This window comes from Myxococcales bacterium (assembly GCA_016712525.1).
Lineage (GTDB): Bacteria > Myxococcota_A > Polyangia > Polyangiales > Polyangiaceae > JAAFHV01.
In genome coordinates this window covers 498651-520537 of record JADJQX010000001.1, presented here as the reverse complement: position 1 = coordinate 520537, position 21887 = coordinate 498651, and the positions used below count along the sequence as shown (strand labels likewise).

17 protein-coding genes are annotated in these 21887 nt (G+C 68.6%); 6 read left to right on the top strand and 11 right to left on the bottom strand.

All coding sequences use genetic code 11. From position 1 onward, the window contains the following. The first annotated feature begins 152 nt into the window (after nt 1-152). The 3 genes from IPK71_02205 to IPK71_02195 all read left to right on the top strand — a co-directional run bounded on the left by IPK71_02205 (nt 153) and on the right by IPK71_02195 (nt 6244). Nucleotides 153-1166 carry a ChaN family lipoprotein gene (locus tag IPK71_02205; GenBank protein ID MBK8212536.1) on the top strand — a complete coding sequence of 338 codons (1014 nt, stop codon included), beginning with the start codon at nt 153-155 and terminating at the stop codon, nt 1164-1166. An 11-nt stretch (nt 1167-1177) separates the two neighbouring features. Beyond that, nucleotides 1178-2764 (top strand): hypothetical protein, encoded by a 1587-nt coding sequence (locus tag IPK71_02200; protein MBK8212535.1) that lies wholly within the window; start codon nt 1178-1180, stop codon nt 2762-2764. Between the two features lie 153 nt (nt 2765-2917). Beyond that, nucleotides 2918-6244 (top strand): transglutaminase family protein, encoded by a 3327-nt coding sequence (locus IPK71_02195; protein ID MBK8212534.1) that lies wholly within the window; start codon nt 2918-2920, stop codon nt 6242-6244. A 370-nt stretch (nt 6245-6614) separates the two neighbouring features. Here IPK71_02195 and IPK71_02190 read toward each other — a convergent pair whose 3' ends face one another. The 11 genes from IPK71_02190 to IPK71_02140 form a co-directional block, all read right to left on the bottom strand. After that, the gene (locus tag IPK71_02190) at nt 6615-8099 is read right to left on the bottom strand and encodes a BamA/TamA family outer membrane protein (protein MBK8212533.1); all 1485 of its coding nucleotides are present in this window, start codon (nt 8097-8099) and stop codon (nt 6615-6617) included. Between the two features lie 13 nt (nt 8100-8112). Continuing rightward, nucleotides 8113-8940, bottom strand: coding sequence for a sterol desaturase family protein (locus IPK71_02185; protein MBK8212532.1), 828 nt, complete (start codon nt 8938-8940; stop codon nt 8113-8115). 58 nt (nt 8941-8998) lie between these two features. Next, nucleotides 8999-9892: an N-acetylneuraminate synthase family protein gene (locus IPK71_02180; protein MBK8212531.1), complete on the bottom strand. Its 894-nt coding sequence runs from the start codon at nt 9890-9892 to the stop codon at nt 8999-9001. 10 nt (nt 9893-9902) lie between these two features. Further along, complete coding sequence (locus tag IPK71_02175; GenBank protein MBK8212530.1) at nt 9903-10358, bottom strand: HAD family hydrolase; 456 nt, start codon at nt 10356-10358, stop codon at nt 9903-9905. Between the two features lie 68 nt (nt 10359-10426). Beyond that, nucleotides 10427-11251, bottom strand: coding sequence for an SDR family oxidoreductase (locus tag IPK71_02170; protein MBK8212529.1), 825 nt, complete (start codon nt 11249-11251; stop codon nt 10427-10429). After that, on the bottom strand, nt 11241-12557 hold the full coding sequence (locus IPK71_02165; protein ID MBK8212528.1) for an aminotransferase class III-fold pyridoxal phosphate-dependent enzyme: 1317 nt from the start codon (nt 12555-12557) through the stop codon (nt 11241-11243). The genes IPK71_02170 and IPK71_02165 overlap by 11 nt, the downstream gene beginning before the upstream one ends. Continuing rightward, nucleotides 12554-13498, bottom strand: a complete 945-nt coding sequence (locus IPK71_02160) for a transketolase (GenBank protein MBK8212527.1) — start codon at nt 13496-13498, stop codon at nt 12554-12556. Before IPK71_02160 ends, IPK71_02165 begins: the two co-directional genes overlap by 4 nt. A gap of 7 nt (nt 13499-13505) precedes the next feature. Beyond that, the gene (locus IPK71_02155) at nt 13506-14378 is read right to left on the bottom strand and encodes a transketolase (protein MBK8212526.1); all 873 of its coding nucleotides are present in this window, start codon (nt 14376-14378) and stop codon (nt 13506-13508) included. Then, nucleotides 14360-15166, bottom strand: coding sequence for a glycosyltransferase family protein (locus IPK71_02150; GenBank protein MBK8212525.1), 807 nt, complete (start codon nt 15164-15166; stop codon nt 14360-14362). Before IPK71_02150 ends, IPK71_02155 begins: the two co-directional genes overlap by 19 nt. After that, entirely contained in the window at nt 15163-16221 is a 1059-nt protein-coding gene (locus IPK71_02145) for a hypothetical protein (protein MBK8212524.1), read from the bottom strand. The genes IPK71_02150 and IPK71_02145 overlap by 4 nt, the downstream gene beginning before the upstream one ends. Before the next feature lie 87 nt (nt 16222-16308). Then, nucleotides 16309-17337, bottom strand: coding sequence for a flippase-like domain-containing protein (locus IPK71_02140; protein MBK8212523.1), 1029 nt, complete (start codon nt 17335-17337; stop codon nt 16309-16311). A 223-nt stretch (nt 17338-17560) separates the two neighbouring features. Here IPK71_02140 and IPK71_02135 point away from each other — a divergent pair, with 223 nt between their 5' ends. From IPK71_02135 to IPK71_02125, 3 genes are all read left to right on the top strand, one after another. Next, on the top strand, nt 17561-18262 hold the full coding sequence (locus IPK71_02135) for a TetR/AcrR family transcriptional regulator (protein MBK8212522.1): 702 nt from the start codon (nt 17561-17563) through the stop codon (nt 18260-18262). A gap of 138 nt (nt 18263-18400) precedes the next feature. Beyond that, nucleotides 18401-20881, top strand: coding sequence for a circularly permuted type 2 ATP-grasp protein (locus IPK71_02130; protein ID MBK8212521.1), 2481 nt, complete (start codon nt 18401-18403; stop codon nt 20879-20881). 11 nt (nt 20882-20892) lie between these two features. Beyond that, nucleotides 20893-21828 carry a transglutaminase family protein gene (locus IPK71_02125; protein MBK8212520.1) on the top strand — a complete coding sequence of 312 codons (936 nt, stop codon included), beginning with the start codon at nt 20893-20895 and terminating at the stop codon, nt 21826-21828. The last annotated feature ends 59 nt before the right edge of the window (nt 21829-21887 follow it).

Here is a 21887-nt window from a genome sequence, read left to right as displayed (position 1 = left end):
ATCGGAGGGGGCATCGACCTCGAGGGTAGCCCCCCGACGAACCAAGGGGCAATGTGCGAAATGTCAATAAAGTCGTAGTGTTGCGAATGTGCCCTGCCTCGTCGCGCCGGGCGGCCTACCGCACGGCCGCGAGTTGTGACAGGACACACCCCATGCAAAGGCTCTCGTTCTCGTCGCTCGCGCTGGCCTCCGTCCTCTCGCTCGTAGGCTGTGCCTCCGAGGTCGTGACCACGCCGGGCGATCCCACGAGCCCCACCCCCGCCGACGCCGGGAAGACGTTCGCGACGGCCGAAGCGGCCCCGAAGTACGAAGGCACGGCTTTCACGGCCATGCAGATCTTCGACGCGGAGAAGGGCGTCTACCTCGACGAGGCCGCCCTCGTCGCGCAGCTCGGCGAGGTGAAGCTCGTCTTCTTCGGGGAGCAGCACGAGACCGCGCCGGTCCAAGAGCTCGAGCTCTGGGCGCTCACCCGCATGACCGCGAAGTTCTCGGACGTCTCGCTCGCGATGGAGCACTTCCAGCGCGACGAGCAGCCCATCTTGGACGACTACGTCGCCGGCAACCTCACCCCCGAGGACTTCGAGAAGAAGAGCCAGCCGTGGCCGAACTACGCCAAGTACTGGAAGCCCCTCGTCGATCACATGAAGGAGAAGGGGCGCCCGGTCGTCGGTCTCAACGTGCCCAAAGAGGCGCTCGACACGCTCTACGCCGCGTACCCCAAGAAGCCCCTCGAGGCCTTCAACGCCCTCGGCGACTCGTTCAAGTACGCGGGCTCGATCGCGCCACGCCCCATCCCCGCGCCCGACGACGCCTTCAAGGCCTACTTCGCGGACAACTTCGATCCGAACGCGCACTCGAACATGGGCATGAAGCCCGCCGAGGCGCTCGCGTACTTCACCGACCTCGCCGTCATCCGGGACGAGACCATGGGCTACTTCGCCGCCGAAGAGGCCAAGAAGGGCGGCCGCGTGCTCACGGTCGCGGGCGACTTCCACGCGCAGACCGGGCTCGCCACGCCCGATCGCGCCGTCCGCTACCTCGGAAAAGACGCCTCCGCGTACCGCATCGTCTCGACCACGCCGCGAACCAAGCTCGCCGAGGCCATGGCGAAGCGGGTGAGCGATCGCAAGCTTGCGCGGTTTTGGTTCGTGTTCGACGCGAAGTGAAGAGGCCCACGATGAAACGACTTCGGTTCTACGGTCTCCCGCTCGCCGCGTGCCTCGTCGCCGCCTCCGCGGGCGCGTGCGCGTCGACCACCACGCCGACCCCCGACGCCTCGGTCGTGCCGCCCACGGTCGACGGTGGCGTGGACGGAGCCGCGGGTGGCGCCTCGCTCGAGCCGGGCGAAGCGGTGGAGCTCCCCGTCGAAGAGGGGACGGCCTCGGTGAGGCTCGCTCCTTTCCCGGGCGCGGAGTACGTCGCCGTGGTCGTCTCGACCAAGCTCGACACCTCACGCGGCGATCACGCCTACACCGCGTCGACCGGAGATGTCGCGTCGCCGAAGGAGCCGAAGCGCCTTACGGGGTGTGCGCTCTCGCCCGACATGTGGAAGGGCAAGAGCGTCCCCACCGAAGAGCCCCCCAAGGGCACCGCCCCTGCCGTGGGCACGACGCGCACGCTCAAGGTCCCCGTCGGCTCGCGCCTCGAGCCCGTGCCGGCCGAGGTCGTCGCCGTGAGCGATACGGCGGTCGTCTGGCTCGACAAGAGCCCCGCGAACCCGGGCGCGCTCGACCCGGCGTTCGTCACCGAGTTCTTGGCCGACTTCGACAAGAACGTCTTGCCGCGCACGCGCACGATCTTCGGCACCGAGAGCGACACGGACGGAGACGGGCGCGTGGGCCTCGTGTTCTCTCCGCTCACGCGCGACTCGGCCGTCGCCTTCTTCCGCCAGTGCGATCTGCTCGAAGGGGTCACGGGCTGCGGCGCCGACTCGGGCAACAGGGGTGAGTTTCTCTACCTCACGCCGCCCGCCAACATCGCGCCGCCCTACAACACGCCCGCCGCCATCAAGGAGATCTTGGCCCACGAGCTCGGCCATCTCGTCCATTTCGGCCGAAAAGTGCTGAAAAACAAGCTCACCGAGTGGCCCGACTCGTCCTACATGATCGAGGGCTTCGGAGGGTTCACGCAGGACGTGAGCGGCTTCCAGTCGGGGAACTTGTACGTGACCATGGCCGGGCTCGACGGCATCGGTGACTACTCGCTCTCCGAGGTGCTGGGCGCGCGCTCGACCTACGACACGAAGCGCGACGGCCTCTTGCGCGGCGCCTCGTACCTCTTCGTGCGCTACCTCTACGATCGCGCCGGGAGCGACACGGCGAAGGCCGACGGCACCATCGAGGGCCGCGGAGGCCCGGCGTACCTCCGCGACGTGCTCGACGCGAAAGAGGGCGTCGCGCAGCGGACCGCGACCGCGCTCGGCACCACTCCGGCCGAGATGGCCATGGACTTCTACACGACGCTCGCCCTCTCGAACGGCGACAAGGCCGGCTTCGCCAAGCCCCAGAACCCCTGTTTTTCGTACCTCCCCGTCGAGATCGACCCGATCACGAAGAAGCCGCGCGGCGCCGACGTGCGCGCGCAGTTCCATGGCCAGAGCATGAAGGGCCCGAAGACCCAGAAGCTCGAGGCGGCCGACGGCAAGGTGCGCTCGGGCGGCGTCGAGTACCTCACGTTCCAAGCCGCCGCGGCCGGCCCCACCGGCCTCACGGTGACGGTCGACGCCGCCGCCATGCCTCGCGTGCGCCTCGTCCGCGTGAAGTGAAAGGTAGGGGGCTCCCCTACGCGGCTCGAAGCATGACGCGGCCTCGCGCGGCGTGGCTCGGGCCTCCGCGCGGTCGCGGTGCGCCGCTCGTGCTCCCGGCCGGGTGACGTGCCTTCTCCGGAAACATTTCCCCAAGTACGTTCCCGAGTCGCGATGTCCATCCAGGTCGCCCTCCACCACCGCACGACCTACCGCTACGACCGCCCGGTCTCGCTCGGCCCGCAGGTCGTTCGGCTGCGGCCCGCGCCGCACTGCCGCACGAGGGTGCTCTCGTACGCGCTCGAGGTCCGGCCGGCGAAGCACTTCCTGAACTGGCTCCAGGACCCGCAGTCGAACTACCAGGCGCGCCTGGTCTTCCCCGAGAAGACGACGTCGTTCGAGATCGTGGTCGACCTCGTCGCTGCGATCGAGGCTCGAAACCCGTTCGACTTCTTCTTGGAGCCCTACGCCGAAGAGTGGCCGTTCACGTACGACGCCGAGCTCGCCGAGGAGCTCCGCCCGTACCTCCGGACGCTGCCCGAGTCTCCCTTGTTCGACGCGTTCCTGGCCGACGTCCGGCCCGCCGCGTCGCTCGGCACGACGCCCATGCTGGTCGCCCTGAACCAGCGTGTGGCGAATCATGTATTTTACAATGTTCGCCTCGAGCCGGGCCTCCAGACACCCGAAGAGACGCTCGAGAAGAGCTCCGGCTCGTGCCGTGATTCGGCGTGGTTGCTCGTGCAGATCCTCCGCAGGCTCGGCCTCGCCGCCCGCTTCGCCTCGGGGTACCTCATCCAGCTCACGGCCGACGAGAAGCCCATCGAAGGGCCCGCCGGGCCCGAGAAAGACTTCTGCGATCTGCACGCATGGTGCGAGGTCTACCTACCCGGCGCCGGCTGGGTGGGCCTCGATCCGACGTCGGGCCTCTTCGCGGGGGAGGGGCATTTGCCGCTCGCGTGCACGGCCGAGCCAGGCCTCGCCGCGCCCGTCTCCGGCCTCCTCGATCCTTGCGAGACCACCTTCGAGCACACGATGCACGTCACGCGCGTCGTCGAGACGCCGCGGGTCACGAAGCCCTACACGGACGGCGCGTGGGAGGCCATTCTGGCCTTGGGTGACGCCGTGGACGCGCGCCTCACCGAGGGCGACGTGCGCCTCACCATGGGCGGAGAGCCGACGTTCGTCTCGATCGACGATCCGGACGGACCGGAGTGGAACACGGCGGCGCTCGGCGAGAAGAAGCGCAAGCTCGCGGGCGACCTCTACCAGAAGCTCCGCGAGCGGTACGCCCCGCACGGGCTCGTCCATTTCGGTCAGGGCAAATGGTACCCGGGCGAGCCCCTGCCGCGGTGGTGCCTCTCGCTATACTTTCGAGTCGACGGACAGCCCATTTGGAACGACCCGAAGCTCGTGGCCGACGAAGCGAGCCCGAGCGGCGCACGCACCGAAGACGGCGAGCGGCTCCTCGTGGCCGTGGCCGAGCACTTGGGCGTGCGGTCCGACACCGTATTCCCCGCCTACGAGGACGCGGCATATGCCCTCTGGCGTGAGCGCAAATTGCCCATCAACGTCGACCCGAAGGACACCAAAATCGACGATCCTCTCGAGCGCGAGCGCCTCCGGCGCATCTTCGAGGCCGGCCTCGGCGCCGTGAAGGGCTACGTGCTCCCGGTGGCGAAGCTCGGCGGGGCCAAGTCCGGTGGCGCGTTCCGCTCGAGCCCCTGGTACCTCCGCGGTGGCCATTGTTTCCTCGTCCCCGGAGACTCGCCGGTGGGCCTCAGGCTCCCGCTCGATGCCCTCCCGTGGGTCGCCGAGGGTGATCGTGAGCCCCTCGGGCACCCCGACCCGTCCCGTGAGGTCGAGGCGCTCGAGCCGCCCGCGGAGCTCGCCGCGCCGCGCCGCAAATCGCGCCGCGCGTCGACGAAGCCGCCCGCCGTGGGAGACTCGGGCAAGGAGGTCGTGAGGACCGCCATGTGCGCCGAGGCTCGCGCGGGCGTGCTCTACGTGTTCATGCCGCCGCTCGAGACCCTCGACGACTACCTCGTCGTGGTGGCCGCGGTCGAGGCCGCCGCCGCGAAGATCGGCGTGCCCGTGCTCGTCGAGGGGTACACGCCGCCGCGTGATCCACGCCTCTCGAGCCTCTCGGTGACGCCGGACCCCGGGGTCATCGAGGTGAACGTGCAGCCGACGGCGTCGTGGCGAGAGCTCGTCGCGCAGACCGAGCACCTCTACGAAGCCGCCCGGACGTCCCGCCTCGGCGCCGAGAAATTCATGGTCGACGGCCGCCACGCCGGCACGGGCGGAGGGCACCACCTCGTCCTCGGCGCGAGGACCACGAGCGACTCGCCCTTCCTCCGCAGGCCCGACCTCCTCCGGAGCCTCATCGCGTATTTCCAGCGACACCCGTCGCTCTCGTATCTCTTCTCGGGGCTCTTCATCGGCCCCACCTCCCAGGCTCCACGCATCGACGAGGCCCGGAACGACGCCCTCTACGAGATGGAGATCGCCTTCGCCGAGGTGACACGAAAGCTCGAAGAGGCAAAAGAGGGAATTCCCCCTTGGCTCACCGATAGGCTCTTTCGCGATCTCCTGATCGACGTCACGGGGAACACCCACCGCGCCGAGATCTGCATCGACAAGCTCTATTCGCCCGACGGGGCCGCCGGCAGGCTCGGGCTCGTCGAGATGCGCGGCTTCGAGATGCCGCCGCACGCGCGCATGTGCCTCGCGCAGCAGCTCCTCCTTCGCGCGCTCGTGGCGCGCCTCTGGGAGCGACCCGAGGGGTCACGCAGGCTCGTCCGGTTTCGCACGGCGCTGCACGACCGGTTCATGCTCCCGTCGTTCGTCTGGGACGACTTCCTCACGGTGCTCGACGACCTCGGAGCTTCGGGCTTCGCCTTCGAGCCCGCGTGGTTTTTGCCCCACTTCGAGTTTCGATTCCCCACGATCGGCGAGCTCACCGTGGAGGGGGTGCACGTGACCCTTCGGTCGGCGCTCGAGCCGTGGCACGTCATGGGGGAGGACGTCACCTCCGGGGGCACCGCGCGCTACGTCGACTCGTCGGTCGAGCGGCTCGAGGTCCGTGTGCGCGGCCTCACCCCCGAGCGCTTCGTGCTCACCTGCAACGGTCGAAGGGTCCCGATGCACCCGGTCGCCCGCTCCGGCGAGGGCGACGTGGCGGGAGGGGTCCGGTACCGCGCGTGGCAGCCTCCGCGGTGCCTCCATCCCTACATCGGCGTACATACGCCGCTCACCTTCGATCTCGTCGACACCTGGACCCGGCGGAGCCTCGGTGGGTGCAAGATGCATGTTTCGCACCCGGGCGGCCGCAGCTACGACGTTCGCCCCGTGAACGCGCTCGAGGCCGAAGGCCGAAGGCTCGGGAGGTTCGAGCGCATCGGCCACACCACCGGCACCGTCGAGGTCGGTCCCGCCGAGGAAAACGAGGACTTTCCTTTCACCCTCGACCTTCGGCGGCCGGACGCCTCGGGTGCACGCTAGCAGCCCGTTGATTTTCTCCCGTCGGCCGCTCGCCGCCGCATCCCGACCGCCTACGTTGCGATCCTGCGGGGCGTCCCCCGTCGGGGACTTCCAAGGGTCGTCCTCACCTACAAAAGTACAAAAGTAGGCTCCGGGCGCTCCTCGGGTCGCGCCTCGGCGGCTCGGGCGCGGAAGTCGAACGGCCTCGGTCCGAAAATCAACAGGCTGCTAGTCCCAAACGGATCGTTGGTTCGCTCCCGTCGTGCCGCGGCCGAATCGGCGTGCCTTCGTTGCGATCCTGCGTCGCCGGTTCGCCGAGGACACGATCCTCGAAGTGCTTACGAAGGGGGAGGCTCCACGGACGCGGACGACGACGCGACATCACGGACGGCTAGAAGATGACGTCGTCGGCGACGTAGATCGCCGCAGGAAACCCTGGGTTCGCGATGTTGGCGTCCGGTGAATAGGCGATCTCGGCGCGGAAGAGCGCCGCCTGGCCCCAGAGCACGAGGAGCCCGCCGCCCACTCCGACCTTGAGGCCGAGCGTCCGTCCGTCACGTCGGTCGTCGAAGGTGTAACTCTGCCAAACTCGGCCCGCGTCGAAGAACGCGTCCACACCGACCTCGAGCGACGTCCCGAAGGGGCGCGCACCGAAGAGCATCCTCCGGACCTCGACGTTCCCGAAGGCCTTGAGGCGACCGTAGAAGAGCGCCGCAGGGACGCCCCGGACGCCATCCTCCCCGCCGATCGCGCTCGACGGGGTGAACGAGCCGTACTGGCTCAGATCGAACACGGGCGCATCGCCGAAGATGGCGTCGACGACGACCCGTCCGGCGAGGATGACCTTCCCGGGGAGCAGCGTGTAGCCTCGGAAGGTCGCGTGGGCCGCGCCGTACGTGCTCTCGGTCGCGGGCGCGACACCCGCGAAGCGGAGTGACACCTCGTGGAACGCGCCGGTACGAGTGAGCACCTCACGGTCGCGGGTGTCGTAGAGGACTCCGAGAGAAGGAACGAGCACGCCCTGGAGCCCTTCCCCTTGGATGACACGTTCACCCGAAGAGGTGCGCGCGGCGAGGTCGTTCGCGAGGAACGAACCGGCATAGGGTTGAGCGTGCAGCGCGCGGAGTTGGAGGCCCACCTGACCCGTCCAGGTCTCGTTGGCGCGATTCGAGGCGACCGCCTCGGCCACGAGCGGGAAGCGGAGGACGTTTCGGATGCGCACCTCCTCGTTGACATACTGGCCTAGCCCAAGGGTTGCGCTCGTCACCGTCGAGGGATCGGGCGCCGCTTGGTTGCCGACTCCAAAATAGAGCTCGTTGACCGTGCGGCTGTAGAACGCCCCGAAGGTGTAGCGGTAGCGAGTCCCGAAGATCCGCGGCACGTCGAGCCTCCCGCCCCACCCCTGTTGGACGAGCTCGGCGCCTCGGGGCCCGCTCTTGACGCTGGTCGACGCGATGACGTCGAGCTGCCAACGGTAGGGTTTCGTCTCGCCGCCGACCCCCGTGATGACCGCGGTCGCGCCGAAGAGCACGCCGATATCCGACCCGCCGCCGAGCACCGGGAGCGCGGCCCACTCCGTCTTTCGGTCGTCCGAGCCCCCTCCGGAGCTCGTCGGGCGCGTAGCCAGATCGCGTGGCTCGGGCGGGGCCGCAGCGGGGCCCACGGCCTCGGCGGAGGATGTCGCGCCCAGTACGACAGCCGACGGGATGGCGCTCCGGGGGCCCGCGTCGGCGCTCGCCTCTGGTGAGGGAGGATCCGCGCTCCCTCCGTCGACTTCGGGCGATCCCGTCGCCATGGCGGCGCGTGCGGCCCCGGGCGCGAGAACGAGCCCGACCGAGAGGGCCCATCGTGTGATGGCCCCGCGAAGAGAGTGCACTCGAAGGAGCCGCCTACTCGGCGGCCTCCTGGGCGACGTCCTTCGGGCGCGGAAACGGCCGAAACGCATGGACGATCTGCCCGAGATACCCTTTCGGGAAGTCAGGATTCCCATAGATGCCGTAGGTCTCGGGCTTCTTCCCGGCGGGGAGGTATCCCGTGCCGAACAGCCAGTCCCAGACCGCGATCTTGGTCGCGAAGTTGACCCCCTTGTTCTCGGGCCCCAACCCCTCGTCCGAGGAGTGGTGCCACCGATGCATCTCCGGGCCGTTGATGACGTATTGAAGCACCCCCAGACGAACGTCGATGTTCGAATGAATGAACATTCCCCACGTCGCGTCTAGGACGCCCTTGACGAGCGCGACCTCGGGGTGCGCACCGAGGAGGACGATGGGGGCATACTCCACCGTCTGGTTGACGAGGATCTCGAGGGGATGAGAGCGCGACCCGGATAGCCAGTCGACGTCGTGCCCGGAGTGGTGCGCCTCGTGGGTGCGCCAGAGCCAGCGGTTTCGGTGTTGGAGCCGATGAAAGAGGTAGATGTAGAGGTCGTGGGTGACGAAGAAGAACCCCACTTGCGCCCAAAGAGGCCAGCCGGATACGGCATGAAGCCTCCCGCCCCCGAGCCGATCGAGCCCCTCGATGATCTTCGCGATCACGAGCCCCAGCACGTAGCTCTGGGCAAACGTGTAGAGGAACATGTCGAGCACGAAGCCCTCACGGAAGAGCTTCTGTCGCCGGTCGTAGGGGAAGGCGCGTTCGAGGGCGACCATGAGGAGCGCCCAGACGCCGATGACGATAGGCGACCAGAACGCCCAATCGATGCCGAAGGCGTGGTTCATGATGAGGCTTTCGTGGGGTCGACCTCGCGCACGGCGAGGGCGTTGTGGCTTGGGCGAGCTACGCCGCGCTCGCGACTCGCCGGAGCTTCTTGGCCATCTTGAGCTCCGTCTCGGTCACTCGCTTGACGCCGTCACCGAGCGCCAGCTCGATGTCGCGGATGTTCGCGACGAGGCGCATCATCCCACCGACTTCGACGCTCGCGGCCTGGTCCGTCCCCCACATCGCGCGGTCGAGCGTGATGTGGCGTTCGATCCAGGTGGCCCCGAGGGCGACCGCCGCGAGCGTGGGCGCGAGGCCGGTCTCGTGCCCCGAGTACCCGACCGGCACGCCGTACCGGTCTTCGAGGAAGGGCATGGCTCGAAGGTTGAGGTCTGCGAGCGCCGCAGGGTAGGCCGAGGTCGTGTGGCCCAAGACGAGGCGGTCCGTCCCGAGCAGCGCGACAGCCCGATCGATCTCCTCGAGCGTCGACATCCCCGTCGACATGATGACGGGCCGCTTCGTCCGTGCGATGCGATCGAGCAGCGCCAGATCCGTCACGCTGGCCGACGCGACCTTGTAACAAGGCACGTCGAAGCCCTCGAGAAAATCGACGCTGAGCTCGTCCCACGGCGACGCGAACCAGTCGATGTTCCTCTCGTCGCAGTAGGCGGCGATCGCCTGATAGTCGGCCTTCGAGAGCTCGACCTTGTGACGGTACTCGATGTACGTGAGCCTCCCCCACGGGGTGTCACGCTCGACGTTCCACTGGTCCTTCGGGACGCACAGCTCGGGCGTGCGCTTCTGGAACTTGACGGCGTTGCAGCCCGCGAGCACGGCACCGTCGATGAGCCGCTTGGCGACGTCGAGGCTGCCATTGTGGTTGATGCCAATCTCGGCGATCACGTAGCAGGATTGCCCGCGCCCCACGATGTGGCGACCGATGGGCACGGAATGGGTAATCTTTCGAGACATGGAGCCTCCGTCAGGATCGATGGGAGAGAATGAAGTCTGAGAATGCTCGGAACGCGTGCTCGCCGCCCCTCACCGGAAGGACCACGTGCGCCCTGGCCAGCACCGGCTCGGCGGCGTCGGACGGGCAGGCCGTAATGCCCTCGGAGAGGGCCGTGAATATCGGGAGATCATTGATGTCGTCGCCGATGTAGGCGCACGCCGAGGGCGCGAGCGCACGACGTTCGAGGACGCGGGCGAGGCACGCACCCTTCTCCCGGATACCGAGGTGCACCTCGTCGATTCCGAGCTTGTCCGCTCGGGCGGCGATGGAGCGGGCCCCTTCACCGGAGATGATGCCGCAGGCGATCCCAGCCTCGCGGAGGAGGGCGAAGCCCATTCCGTCACGCACGGAGAACTTGCGGAGCTCGTCGCCGGAATGTCCGTAATAAACCCCGGCATCCGTAAGCACGCCGTCGCAGTCCGTCAAGACGAGGGAGAGGGATCGGGCGCGTCGACCGATCTCCGAAGGCTCGAGCCGACACAACACGTTCGAAGTCACCATGCCGTGAACCCGCCATCGACGACGAGCGTCGCGCCCGTCATGTAAGAAGACGCGTCGCTCGCGAGAAATACGATCGCGCCGCGGTAGTCGGCTCTGTCGGCCATTCGGCCCAACGGGGTCTTCTGCGCATAACGGACGACGAAGTCCTCGGACTGACCGTTGGAGACCCCGCCGGGGCAAAGCGCGTTCACACGGACCCCCACGTCTCCCCAGTAGGCCGCGAGGTAGCGCGTCAGCTGGAGGACGGCCCCCTTCGTCGTCGGGTATGCGGCGGACTTGAAGAAGAGCTGTCTCCCGTCCTTCGCGCGGTAGAGCGACTGGTCCGGGGCGACGAGCCCGTACGTGGACGCGACGTTCACCACGCTGCCCCGCCTCCTCGCCACCATCGTCCGACCGAGCACCTGCGACGCGAGGAAGACCCCGGTCACGTTGACGTCGAGCGCGCGCCGGAAGACCTCCACGTCGAGGTTCTCGAAGCGCGACGCTTCGAGCGCGCCGCCGCCGGGCGCGCCCTCCACCTTCTCGTCGATCGCGGCGTTGTTGACGAGGACGTCGACACCGTCGAAGCGCGCTAGGATGGCCTCATGGAGCGCCTCGAGGGAGGCCTTGTCCGTGACGTCCGCGCCTCGTCCGAGGGCGTCGAATCCCTCCGCGCGGAGCTCCTCGGCGAACGCCTCGCAGGCAGCGTGATCTCGATCCGTCACGACGACTCGGGCGCCACGCTCGGCGAGCGCGCGCACGTGCTCCCGCCCGAGGAGGCCGAGCGCGCCGGTCACGACGGCGACCCGTCGGTCGAGGGCGAAGAGGTCAGCGGTCACGGTGGACCCTCGGTTTCGTGTGGAATTTCGTCACTTTCCGAAATACGGGCTCGACCGGTTCCCCGCGGAGCTCGGTCGCGGCGGTGCCCTCTTCGACGGCCCGCTTCACGAGTGGGATCACCTCGCGGTAGGCGGCGAGCACGTGATCGACCTCCGCGTCGCCGTGGGAGAACGACACGTTGTGGAAGCCCGACCAGAGCACCCCGCGTCGGATCATCTCCTGCTGGAATAGTGACTTGACCACGAGCGGCGCCTCGGTCGCGAAGGTCATGAGCGTTCGCGCGGGATACCCGATCACGTTGGTGAAGGTGGCGCCGTGCTCCTCCGCGATGGCCCGGTATCCATCTGCGAGCTTCTTCCCCTGGCGGGCGATGGTCTCGAGAACGGGGCGCTTCCGCATCTCCTCCAGGGTCGCCTTGGCGGCCGCGAGCGAGAGCGCCTCGCCGCCGAACGTCGTGAAGAAGAAGACCTCCTTCTCGAGGAGGCGCATCACGTCACGTCTGCCCGTGAGCACGGAGAGGGGCATCCCGTTCGCGACCGCCTTCGAGAAGCAAGCGAGGTCGGCGCGCACACCGTACGCCTCTTGGGCGCCACCGAGGGCCAGTCGGAAGCCCGTCCACATCTCGTCGAAGATGAGGAGCGCACCCACTCGATCGCAGGCCTCTCGCACGGCGGCGAGGAATCCGGGTTTCGGCGGCTCGAAGACCGTCGGTTCGAGGATGACGCACGCGGTGTCGTCGTCGATCGCGCTCGTCAGCGAGTCGATGTCGTTGTACTCGAACGTGGCGACCAGGTCCTTCACCGCCTCGGGGATGCCCTTGTCGCGATCGGTGACGCCGATGTGCCAATCGTGCCAACCGTGGTAACCGCAGCACAGGACCTGATTTCGCCCGGTGAACGCCCGGGCGAGCCGGACCGCCGCCTGCGTGACGTCGGCGCCCGTCTTGCTGAATCGGACAGACTCGGCATTCGGGACGATGTCACGAATCGTCTCGGCGACCTCCACCTCGAGAGGGTGGACGAGGGAGAAGGTGATGCCATCCTCGAGCTGACGGCGGATCGCCTCGTCCACGGCGGGGTAGGCGTATCCGAGCGAGAGTGGCCCGATGGCCATCTGCAGATCGACGAGCTCGTTGCCGTCGACGTCCCAGACGCGCGCCCCTTTGCCGCGGACGAGGAACTGCGGCGCGACCCCTCGGACGTATTGCCCGGGGCCCTTTGCGAGGGTCTGCGTCTGGGCGGGCACGAGGCCGCGAGCGCGCTCTGCGAGCGCCAGCGAGCGGGTGATATCGGGGAGTGGTTTCACGCGGTGGGCTCCGTGGTGAAGGGGGCGGGCTTGGGGTTCTTCTCGCGAAGGAGGTCCGAGACACGCCCGGCGATCCCGGGGCCGTCGAGGCGCTCGTACGCGAGGACGTCCCCGAGCAGGCCAGGGCGGAACCACCGGTCGTCGAAGGCGAACGGATGGAATCGGCACGTCCTGCCGAAGCGGAGGAGCGTCTCGGCGAAGATGGTGGCGAGACCCCCTTTCGTGAAATGGTCTTCGACCGTGACGACGAGCTCGGTCCCGGAGCTCGCGTCGAGCAGCGCGCGCTCGTCCACCGGAGAAAGAGATCGCACGTTGACGACGCGCGCCGAAATCCCCTGCTTTTCGAGGAGGGCGCGCGCGGCCCACACCTCGCGCAACATGACGCCGTAGGTGAGCAGCGTCACGTGCTTTCCCGCCGAGAGGACCTCGGCGCGGCCCATCGCGAACGGCTCGTGGTGAGGCACCACGGCGGGCAGCGCGTTGTAGCGCACGTACACGGGGGCAGTATCCGCGATCACGTGCGGCATCATCGACAGGAGCTCCACCTCGTCCGAGGGGCAGACCACTCGCATCTTCGGTATTCCGCGGAGAATGCCGATGTCCTCGATCGCCTGATGGGTCGGGCCGTTCGCTTCGGAGAGGACGCCCGGCACGCCGCCGACGAGCTTCACGGGCAGCCCGGCGATGCCGACGTCGGTGCGGATGAACTCGAACGCGCGCAGCACGAGGAAGGTCGCGAGCGCGTGGACCACCGGGATCCGCCCAGCGAGGGCGAGGCCCGCGGCCGCGCCGATCATGGTCTGTTCGGCGATGCCGACGTCGATGAAGCGCGGCCCGAGGATAGGAGGCAAGTTGCGGATAGCGGCGCGATTCTCGGCGGTCATGACGACCAATCGGTCGTCGTCGCGAGCGAAGTCGGCGAGCAAGGTCTCGTAGTTCATGGGCCTCTCAGCGGACGACGAGGGGGGTGGAGGTGAGACGGGCGCCATCGCCGCCGCGGAGCTCGCGGAGGAGGCCCTCGACCTCTTCCGCTTTGAAGTTCACGAACCAGCGGTCGGCCCGGGCCTCGATGCTCGGGAGGCCCTTTCCTCGAACCGTGCGCGCGACGACGACGGACGGCCTCCCTTTTCGCAAGGGGAGGTGTCGGAAGGCGCGGTCGAGCTCGTCGAACGCGTGCCCGTCGACGGACGTAGCGTGAGCACCGAACGCTTCGAACTTCGGCAGCAGAGGCTCCAAGGGCAAGATCGCCTCGGTGCGATCGTTGGCCTGGAACTCGTTGCGATCGACCACGATGACCAGGTTGTCGAGGCCGTGCGCCTGTGCGACGAGCAGCGCCTCCCACACGGAGCCTTCGTTGAGCTCTCCGTCTCCCGTGACGACGAAGACGCGCCGGGGCGAGCCACGTAGCTTCGCGTCCATCGCGAGCCCGACGCCAACGGACGGGAGGTGACCGAGAGAGCCGGAATGGAACTCGACGCCGGGGATGTTCCGGTTCGGGTGCCAATAGAGATGATCGCTCGTCTTGAGGTGATGCCGGAGCCGCTCCTTCGGGAAGTATCCGAGCTCGGCGAGGGTGCCGTACAGCGCCGGGACGTCGTGGCCCTTCGAGAGCAGGAGGACGTCTCGGTCCGGCGAGTCGAGGGTGTCCGGCGTGATGCGGAGCACCCGCGTGTAGAGGTGCACGAGGAGGTCGGCGCACGAGAGCGACGCGCCGATGAAGCACCCACCGTCGGTAGACATTCGAATGATGTGCTCTCGGACACGGAGCGAGAGGTCCGTCAGCTCGTCGTCGGTCCTCGGTGTCACGGTCGGGATGGCCATCGCGTCTCCTTGGCGGTTACGGTCTTGAGGTCGCGGAGGTGGTTCCGGTACCAATTCACGCCTGCGTAGTGGGCATTCAGGGCGTAGATGTCGGGGCGGGCGTCGAGCAGCGCGACGACGTCGTCGGCCGTGAAGGCGGGCCCCTTCTCGGGGAGGAGCGCCGCGAAGACGGCGCGAACGAGGGCGAGATCCTCGGGGTAATCGACGGTGATGCGGTGGGTCATCGAGAGGTCGCGGCCGTCCTTGCGGACGACCGAGCCGATGCGGAAGCGGTCCGGTCTGTCCCACAAGTAGGGGGTGGTGTGCTCGCGCTCGTGCGCGCGCGTTGCCTCGGTTCGGGCGAGCTCGAGCGCGCGGAGCGGCATGACCTCCACGTCGTTCCCGTCGGGCCAAGAGGCGGGGTGCAGGTTCCCGACGTAGTCGGCGCCGTCGCTCGCGAGGAAGGCCAGGAGAACCTCGTCGATGATCTTCGGATCGACGAGCGGGCAATCCGAGGGGACCTTGGCGACGACGTCGGCGCCGACGGCGCGCGCCGCTTCGACGTGGCGGTCGAGCAGGTCCTCGGTGTGTCCTCGGTAGAACGAGACGCCTTCGCGCTCAGCGAGGCGGACGATCGCGTCGTCCTCTGAGGCCCTCGTCGTCGCCACGACGACCTTCACCGGTGTCTGGACGAGCGCGAGCCGCGTGAGCATCCGCGCGAGCAAGGGCTCCCCATGGATGTCGGCGAGCACCTTGCCGGGGCATCGTGTCGAGCCCATGCGGGCCTGGACCACGAGGGCGATCGTCATCGCGACCCCTCGGCGGCCGGAGAGGGGGCGGCGGTGGTCGCCTCGGCGGCCGATCGCGCGCGGCTCGGGAATCGCCTCCGCTTCTGGCCACGGAGCTCGCGATCGACCTCGTGCACCACGGCGGCGATGTTGGCCGCCGCGCGCCCGTCGTTCTGTACCGGCGCGAGCCTCTCGAGCTCCTCGCGCGGGAAGTTCGAGTGGAGCTCCTTCCCGAGCGCGAGCCCTACGAACGCGGTCGACGACCACTCCGTGACGAGCACGTCGCAGTTCGCGATCATGTGCTCGGCCTTGCCTTTCGTATACACTTTCGCCTCGGGGGCGAGCCGGAGGATCTCCGCGGGCCCGGCGATCGGGTCCTCGTTCGGATGGAGCTTGAAGACGAGCTCCCTCCCTCCCGCGATCTCCTGCGCCCGCTTCACGAGGGCCGCGCGGTCGTCCGACTTGAACGTCTCTCTCCCGTCGGAGGTGCACACGAGCACGAAGCCCCGGTGCGGGAAGTCGTTGTCGTAGAAGGTCTTGCAGTCGTCGAAGTTGGGTATCCCCGTCACGCAGATGGCGTCGGGGTCGGCGCCTTTCTCGACGAGTCGATCCTTGAACCCTTGGCTGGCGACGCAGTACCGATCGTAGACGTGGCTCTCTCCCGTCAACGACGTGCCCGCGAGCCACATGGGCAGGAAGCGCGCGCGTCGCCAGAGCTCCGACATCCATGTGTCCGGGTCGAAAATGCCCTCTTGCACCGCGACGAGCGGCTTCGTTCTCGCGATGCGCGGGAGGATGAGGTCGGAGCACGTGACGACGAGGTCGTAGTCGTCACGTCGGCCATCCTCGTCGATCTCCAGGCCGTGATCGCGGAGGTAGTCGAGGCACCAGCCCCGGCGCTTGTTCCCGGCGATCGTCGCCTCGAGGAAGCCTAGCCGGCGCGCGAGCCCGACGTGCGCGTCACCGAAGTACGGAGAGAAACGGGCGACGTGCGAGCCCACGGCCTTCGACACGGCGTGGAGTTGTTCGGTCTGGTTGATGGATCCACAGATGTAGAGAATCGTGGGAGGAGGCATGGGCTTCCGGGGTCAGGGGCGTCGCCGGTGGTGCCGACGTCGCCCGCCATCCGAGGGATGGGGAGTCACGTCGGTGCGTCGGGAATGTCACGAAATGGGGATATGCGATGAGGGGGCACGGGGGGGCACCCGGGGGCTCTCGGGCCCGCCGAGCGCGAACAGGACCAGGTATCCGAGGGCGACAAAAACGAGCTCTTTCGCTCGTTTGGCGAGGAGGAAGGCGGCGCTCTCCGGGCTCGCCCCGAGGAACGCGGTGAAGCCGGCGTCTTGGATCCCGAGGCCGGAGGGCACGACGACCGCCGCCGAGCGGAGCGCAGTGAGCACTCCGTCGAGGGCGAGGGCGTTCGGGTAGTCGATGTCGATGCCGACGAGACGGAGGAGCACGTAGGTCTCCGTACCCTCGAGAATCCACGCACCCATCACGCACGTGAAGGCGTCCCACGTGCCGGAGGTGGCGAGCGCGGAGAGGGTCCTGTCGGTCGCGGAGAACGCCTCTGCCCGACCCCCGAGGTTGGACTCGAGGAACGGGAGCTTCACGAGGGCCTTTAGGGTCGCCCCGGCCGGACGTCCATAGGCCGCCGACAACTGAGCGACGATCGAGGCTACGGCGATGACGAACGCGGTCACGAGCGCAACGTCGAGGCGCATCGACGCCGCGCGCGTCGCGATCGACGCGGCGATCGCGACGCCGACGAGGACGTACACCGCGTGCGCCCGGGCGATGACCCAACGTCTTGCGAGGCTCGTCGCCACGGTGAGTGTGAGCGGCAGGCCGGTGCGGCGCGAGAGCAGGCTCGGCCCGAGGGCCTCGGCTCCCACCCCACCGAGCGGCAACGAGGCGGCGACGGCCTCGGCTGCCAGCCGCGAGAGATACGCGGGTACGAACGACGCGGGCGCACCAGCCCGCGCGAGGAGCCTCGTCCACGCGAGCGCGTCGAGCGCGATTCCCGCGGGGAAGAGCAGGAGGACGAGCACCCCGGCCGCCGGGAGCCCTCGGAGCACGGCGAGCACCCCGGCCGGGTGGCTCCTGGCGACGAGCCATCCGAGCGCACCGAGCCCGACGAGGCCGAGCGCGAGCTTCGTCACGAGACGCCCGCGTGTTGATCGCTCACCCACGGACCCCTCCGCGCTGCGCGCGCCGCCCCTCTCCCGACCTGCCTGGTCGTCGGGTGCGTGCGCCGCCGTTGGGCCCGAGTATCGCATCATTTCGTTGCGATACTTGCCACGCCTGTCGCAAGATCGCAACTTGTAGACGCGATAGGTGTCGAGAACGGGGGCGGCCGTCCGTGAAGCTTTGTAAACGGAGCCCGATCGCCGCGTGGTAGGAGTGGAAGTAGGGATGTCTGCGAAACGACGAGCGCCCGAGCCCGAGCCGGCGTGCGACATGGTTGGCTCCGACCCCGCGACCTTCGGTCGAGGCGCATGCGTCGTTCGCCGTGTCCTCGAGGCCACCCGCGAGGAGCTTGCCTCCGTAGGCTATCGTGCGCTTCGCGTCGAAGACGTGGCCATCCGCGCGAAGGTTCACAAGACGACGGTCTACCGGCGTTGGAGCACCAAACGAGATCTCGTCCACGAGGCCATGGTCGATCTCGTCGACCCGCTGGCCGATCTCTCGGACACGGGGAGCTTTCGCTCGGATTTGCTCGCGTTCGTGCGGGAAATGGCGCGCTTCATGGCGTCGATCGAGGGGCAAGGCGTCGTCCGCATGCTCATGGCCGAGAGCATGGACCCGGAGGTCGCATCCATCTCCGACTCGCTCCGCTCGCGGAAGGACGGCGCCACCCGCGAGGTGTTCGAACGCGCCATCGCACGCGGAGAGCTTCGCCCGAACGTGGATCCGGAGCTCGTCAAGTGCGTGCTCATGGGCACCATCCACAACCGCCTCTTCATCCTCTGTCAGCCCCTCGACGACCTCTTCCTCACCCGACTCGTCGACCTCATCCTCGAGGGCTCCGCACCGCGCGAGCGGCCCCTTCGCAACAGTCCGTTGCGTTCGAAGAAACAAGTTCGCAACAACTCGAAGCGGCGTCCTGGGGTCTAGTCGAGGTGTGGGGGACACCTCCGGCCCCGCCGACGTCCCCGCGACGGCAGCCCCGGTCTGCGGTACTCTCTCGATTCTCCTAGGGATTCCGTGAGCCTCCTCCTCCGCTACGCACCGTCCGAGGCCCGCTTCGACGAGATGGTCGACACGAGCCGCGCCCCGAGGGCCCATTGGCGCCCGCTCCTGTCGCACCTCGCCGGCCTGCCCGCCGACGTCATGCGGAGGCGCAGCGCCTTCGTCAACGACGCGATCGCGTCCGACGGTGTCTCCTACAACGTGTACGCGGACCCGATCGGCACGAGCCGCTCGTGGGAGCTCGACGTGATGCCCCTCGTGCTGCCGGCCGAGGAGTGGCGCATGGTCGCCGCCGCGGTGGCCCAGCGCGCCAAGCTGCTCGACGCGATCCTGAAGGATCTCTACGGCCCCCAGACCTTGCTCGCCGAGGGGCTCGTCCCTCCCGCGCTCGTCTTCGGGCAGCGTACGTTCCTCTGGCCCGCGCACGGCATCGTGCCCCCCGACGGCGTCGCGCTCCACATTTACGCGGCCGACCTGGCCCGCTCGCCGGACGGGCGGTTCTGGGTGCTCGCCGACCGTACGCGTGGCCCGGCCGGCGCGGGGTACGCGCTCCAGAACCGAATGACGCTCGCCCGTGCGTTCCCGGACGCGTTCCGCGACGTGCAGGTCGAGCACCTCTTGCCCTTCTTTTCCGCGCTCCGCGACACCCTCACGAAGCGCGCGCAGGAGCACACCGTCGGCCGCGTGTCCCGCCCTCGGCTCGACGACGAAGCCCCCCTCGCCGTGGTGCTCACGCCGGGCCCCTACAACGAGACGTACTTCGAGCACTCCTTCCTCGCGAAGCAGCTCGGCTTCCCCCTCGTCGAGGGGCAAGACCTCATCGTCCGGGGCGACAAGGTGTACCTGAAGACCCTGCGCGGCCTGCAGCGTGTGCACGCGATCCTGCGCCGCCTCGACGACGACTTCTGCGATCCCGTCGAGCTCCGCGCGGACTCGGCCCTCGGCGTGCCCGGGCTCCTCCACGTGGTGCGCGCACGGAACGTCATCGTCGCGAACGCGCTCGGCAGCGGCGTCCTCGAGACGGGCGCGTTCACCGGTTTTTTCCCTGCGGTGGCCGAGCGCCTCTTCGGCGAGCGTCTGCTCATGCCTTCGATCGCCACGTGGTGGTGCGGCGAGCGGCCCGCCCTCGACTACGTCACGAGCCACCTCGACGAGCTGGTCGTGAAGCCCGCGTACCCGTCGATTCGCATGGCCCCCGTGCTCGGCCACACCCTCGACGCCGCCGCCCGACGGGAGCTCGTCGATCGCATCCAGAAGACCCCTCACGCCTACGTGGCGCAGGAGTGGGTGCGGCTCTCCCAAGCGCCTACCTGGGACGCGAGCACGTCGGGCCTCGTCCCTCGGGCCACCACCCTGCGTGTGTTCGCCGTCGCCACCCCCGACGGATACGAGGTCATGCCCGGTGCGCTGGCTCGCGTCGCGCCTCCGGACGGCGACGTCGCGTCGATGCAGTGGGGCGGCTCGAGCAAGGACACCTGGGTGCTCTCCGAGGGCACCCAAGGGCGTCCGTTGCCTCACACGAAGCGCGCGCGCGTCACCGCGGTCGACGTCTCGCGGAGCGTCGTCGACATTCCCTCGCGCGTCGGTGAAAACCTCTTCTGGATGGGCCGCTACGCCGAACGGTGCGAGGCCACGGCGCGCGTGATTCGTGCCGCGCTCGTGCGCATCGCCGACGCGTCTCCGGACGAACAAGCCGCCCTCGCGACGCTCGAGGTCGTGGCGCGGTCCCTCGACGTCACGACCCCTCCGAAGGACGCCCCCGTCCGCTCACGAGGGGACGCCTTCCTCGCCGCCGTGTGGGACAAGGAGTACACGGGCGGCCTCGCTGCGAACGTCGCGAGGCTCGTGGGCGCCGCCTCTCACGTGCGCGAGCGCCTCTCGATCGACAACTGGCACATCCTCTCGAAGCTCGGCGCGCGTATGCCCACGAAGGAGCCCCAGCTCGGCGCCGCGCTCTCCACGCTCGACGAGGTCATGACCACCTGCGTGTCGCTCGCCGGCTTCGCCATGGACGACATGACCCGCGACGAGAGCTGGCAGTTCTTGCTCATGGGCCGCAGGCTCGAGCGGCTCGCGTTCCTCTCGTCGACGCTCGGGAACGTGCTGCGTCTCCAGCCGAACGAGCGGCCCGAGGCCCTCGAGTGGCTGCTCGAGGCCGCCAACTCGATCGTCACGTTCCGTGCACGATACAGGCGTCAGCCCGAGCTCCTGCCCGTGCTCCACTTGGTCGGCTTCGACGAGACGAACCCCCACGCGGTCGCCTTCCAGGTGCGCGAGCTCGTCTCGTCGTCCCTCCGCATCGTCGACGAGATCGGCGGGGATCCCGTAGGTCGCTCCCTCGCCGCGCTGGGCCTCGAGCTCCGGAGGTGCCCGCTCGAGGGCTTCGAGCCCGAAGAGGGGCCCGAGGTCGAGCGCGCCGCCGAGGCCTTGGGGAAGCTGCTCGATCGCTGCGAACGCGCCGCGTACGACCTCTCGGACGAGGCCCACCGGCGCTTCTTCACCCACGCCGGCACACCCGTGCCGCTCGGCATCGAGGGCGCGTGACGGAGGACCGCATCTCGCCTCGCACGTACGCCGTGGTGCACGACACCCGCTACGACTACGCCCACCCCGTGAGCCTCTCGCGGCAGGTGCTCCACCTGTCTCCGCGCGAGTTCCCCGGCCAGCGCGTCGTCGCGCACACGCTCGAGGTCCTCCCCGAGGGCGAGCCGCTCGGCACCTCGACGGACGCCTTCGGCAACGTGGTGCATGCATTCTGCATCGAACGGGACCACGACTCGCTCTTCGTGCGCGCCGCCTCGTGCGTGGAGGTTCGGCCGCGCGTCGTCCCCGAGGGGGCCGAGCGTATCTCGTGGGAGAGCGTCCGCGATCGCTTGTCTTATTCGGCCGCGAAGAAGCCGTCCGCCGAGGTGCTCGAGGCGCTGCGCTACGCCTTCGAGTCCCCCCGCGTGCGCAACAAACGCGAGCTCGCCGCGTTCGCGGCCGACTGCTTCCCGCCTGGCGGCACCCTGCTCGAAGGGTCGCTCGCGCTCATGAAGAAGATCCACGCCGAGATGACGTTCGACCCGAAGGCCACGAACGTCTCGACGCCGGTCATGGAGGCCTTCGAGCGCCGGCGCGGCGTCTGCCAAGACTACGCCCACCTCATGCTCTCGTGCCTCCGGTCCCTCGGCCTCGCGGCGCGGTACGTGAGCGGCTACCTGCTCACTCGGCCCCCCGAAGGCAAGCGACGCCTCGTCGGAGCCGACGCCTCGCACGCCTGGATCTCCGTGTACTTTCCAGGCTTCGGTTGGGTCGACATGGACCCCACGAACGACATGCTCCCTTCGCTCGAGCACGTCACGGTGGCGTGGGGCCGCGACTACGACGACGTCATCCCGCTGCGCGGTGTGCTCTTGGGCGGTGGCGAGCACGAGCTCTCGATCGCCGTCACCGTGGCCCCGATCGAAGACTACGAGGCGGTCTTCGGGAAGCCCTGCCCGTACCTCTGAGCCGCGCCGCAGGGCTTCGTCGCGCCGCCCGAGCTCGAGCCCGTGGCGCGACCCGAGGC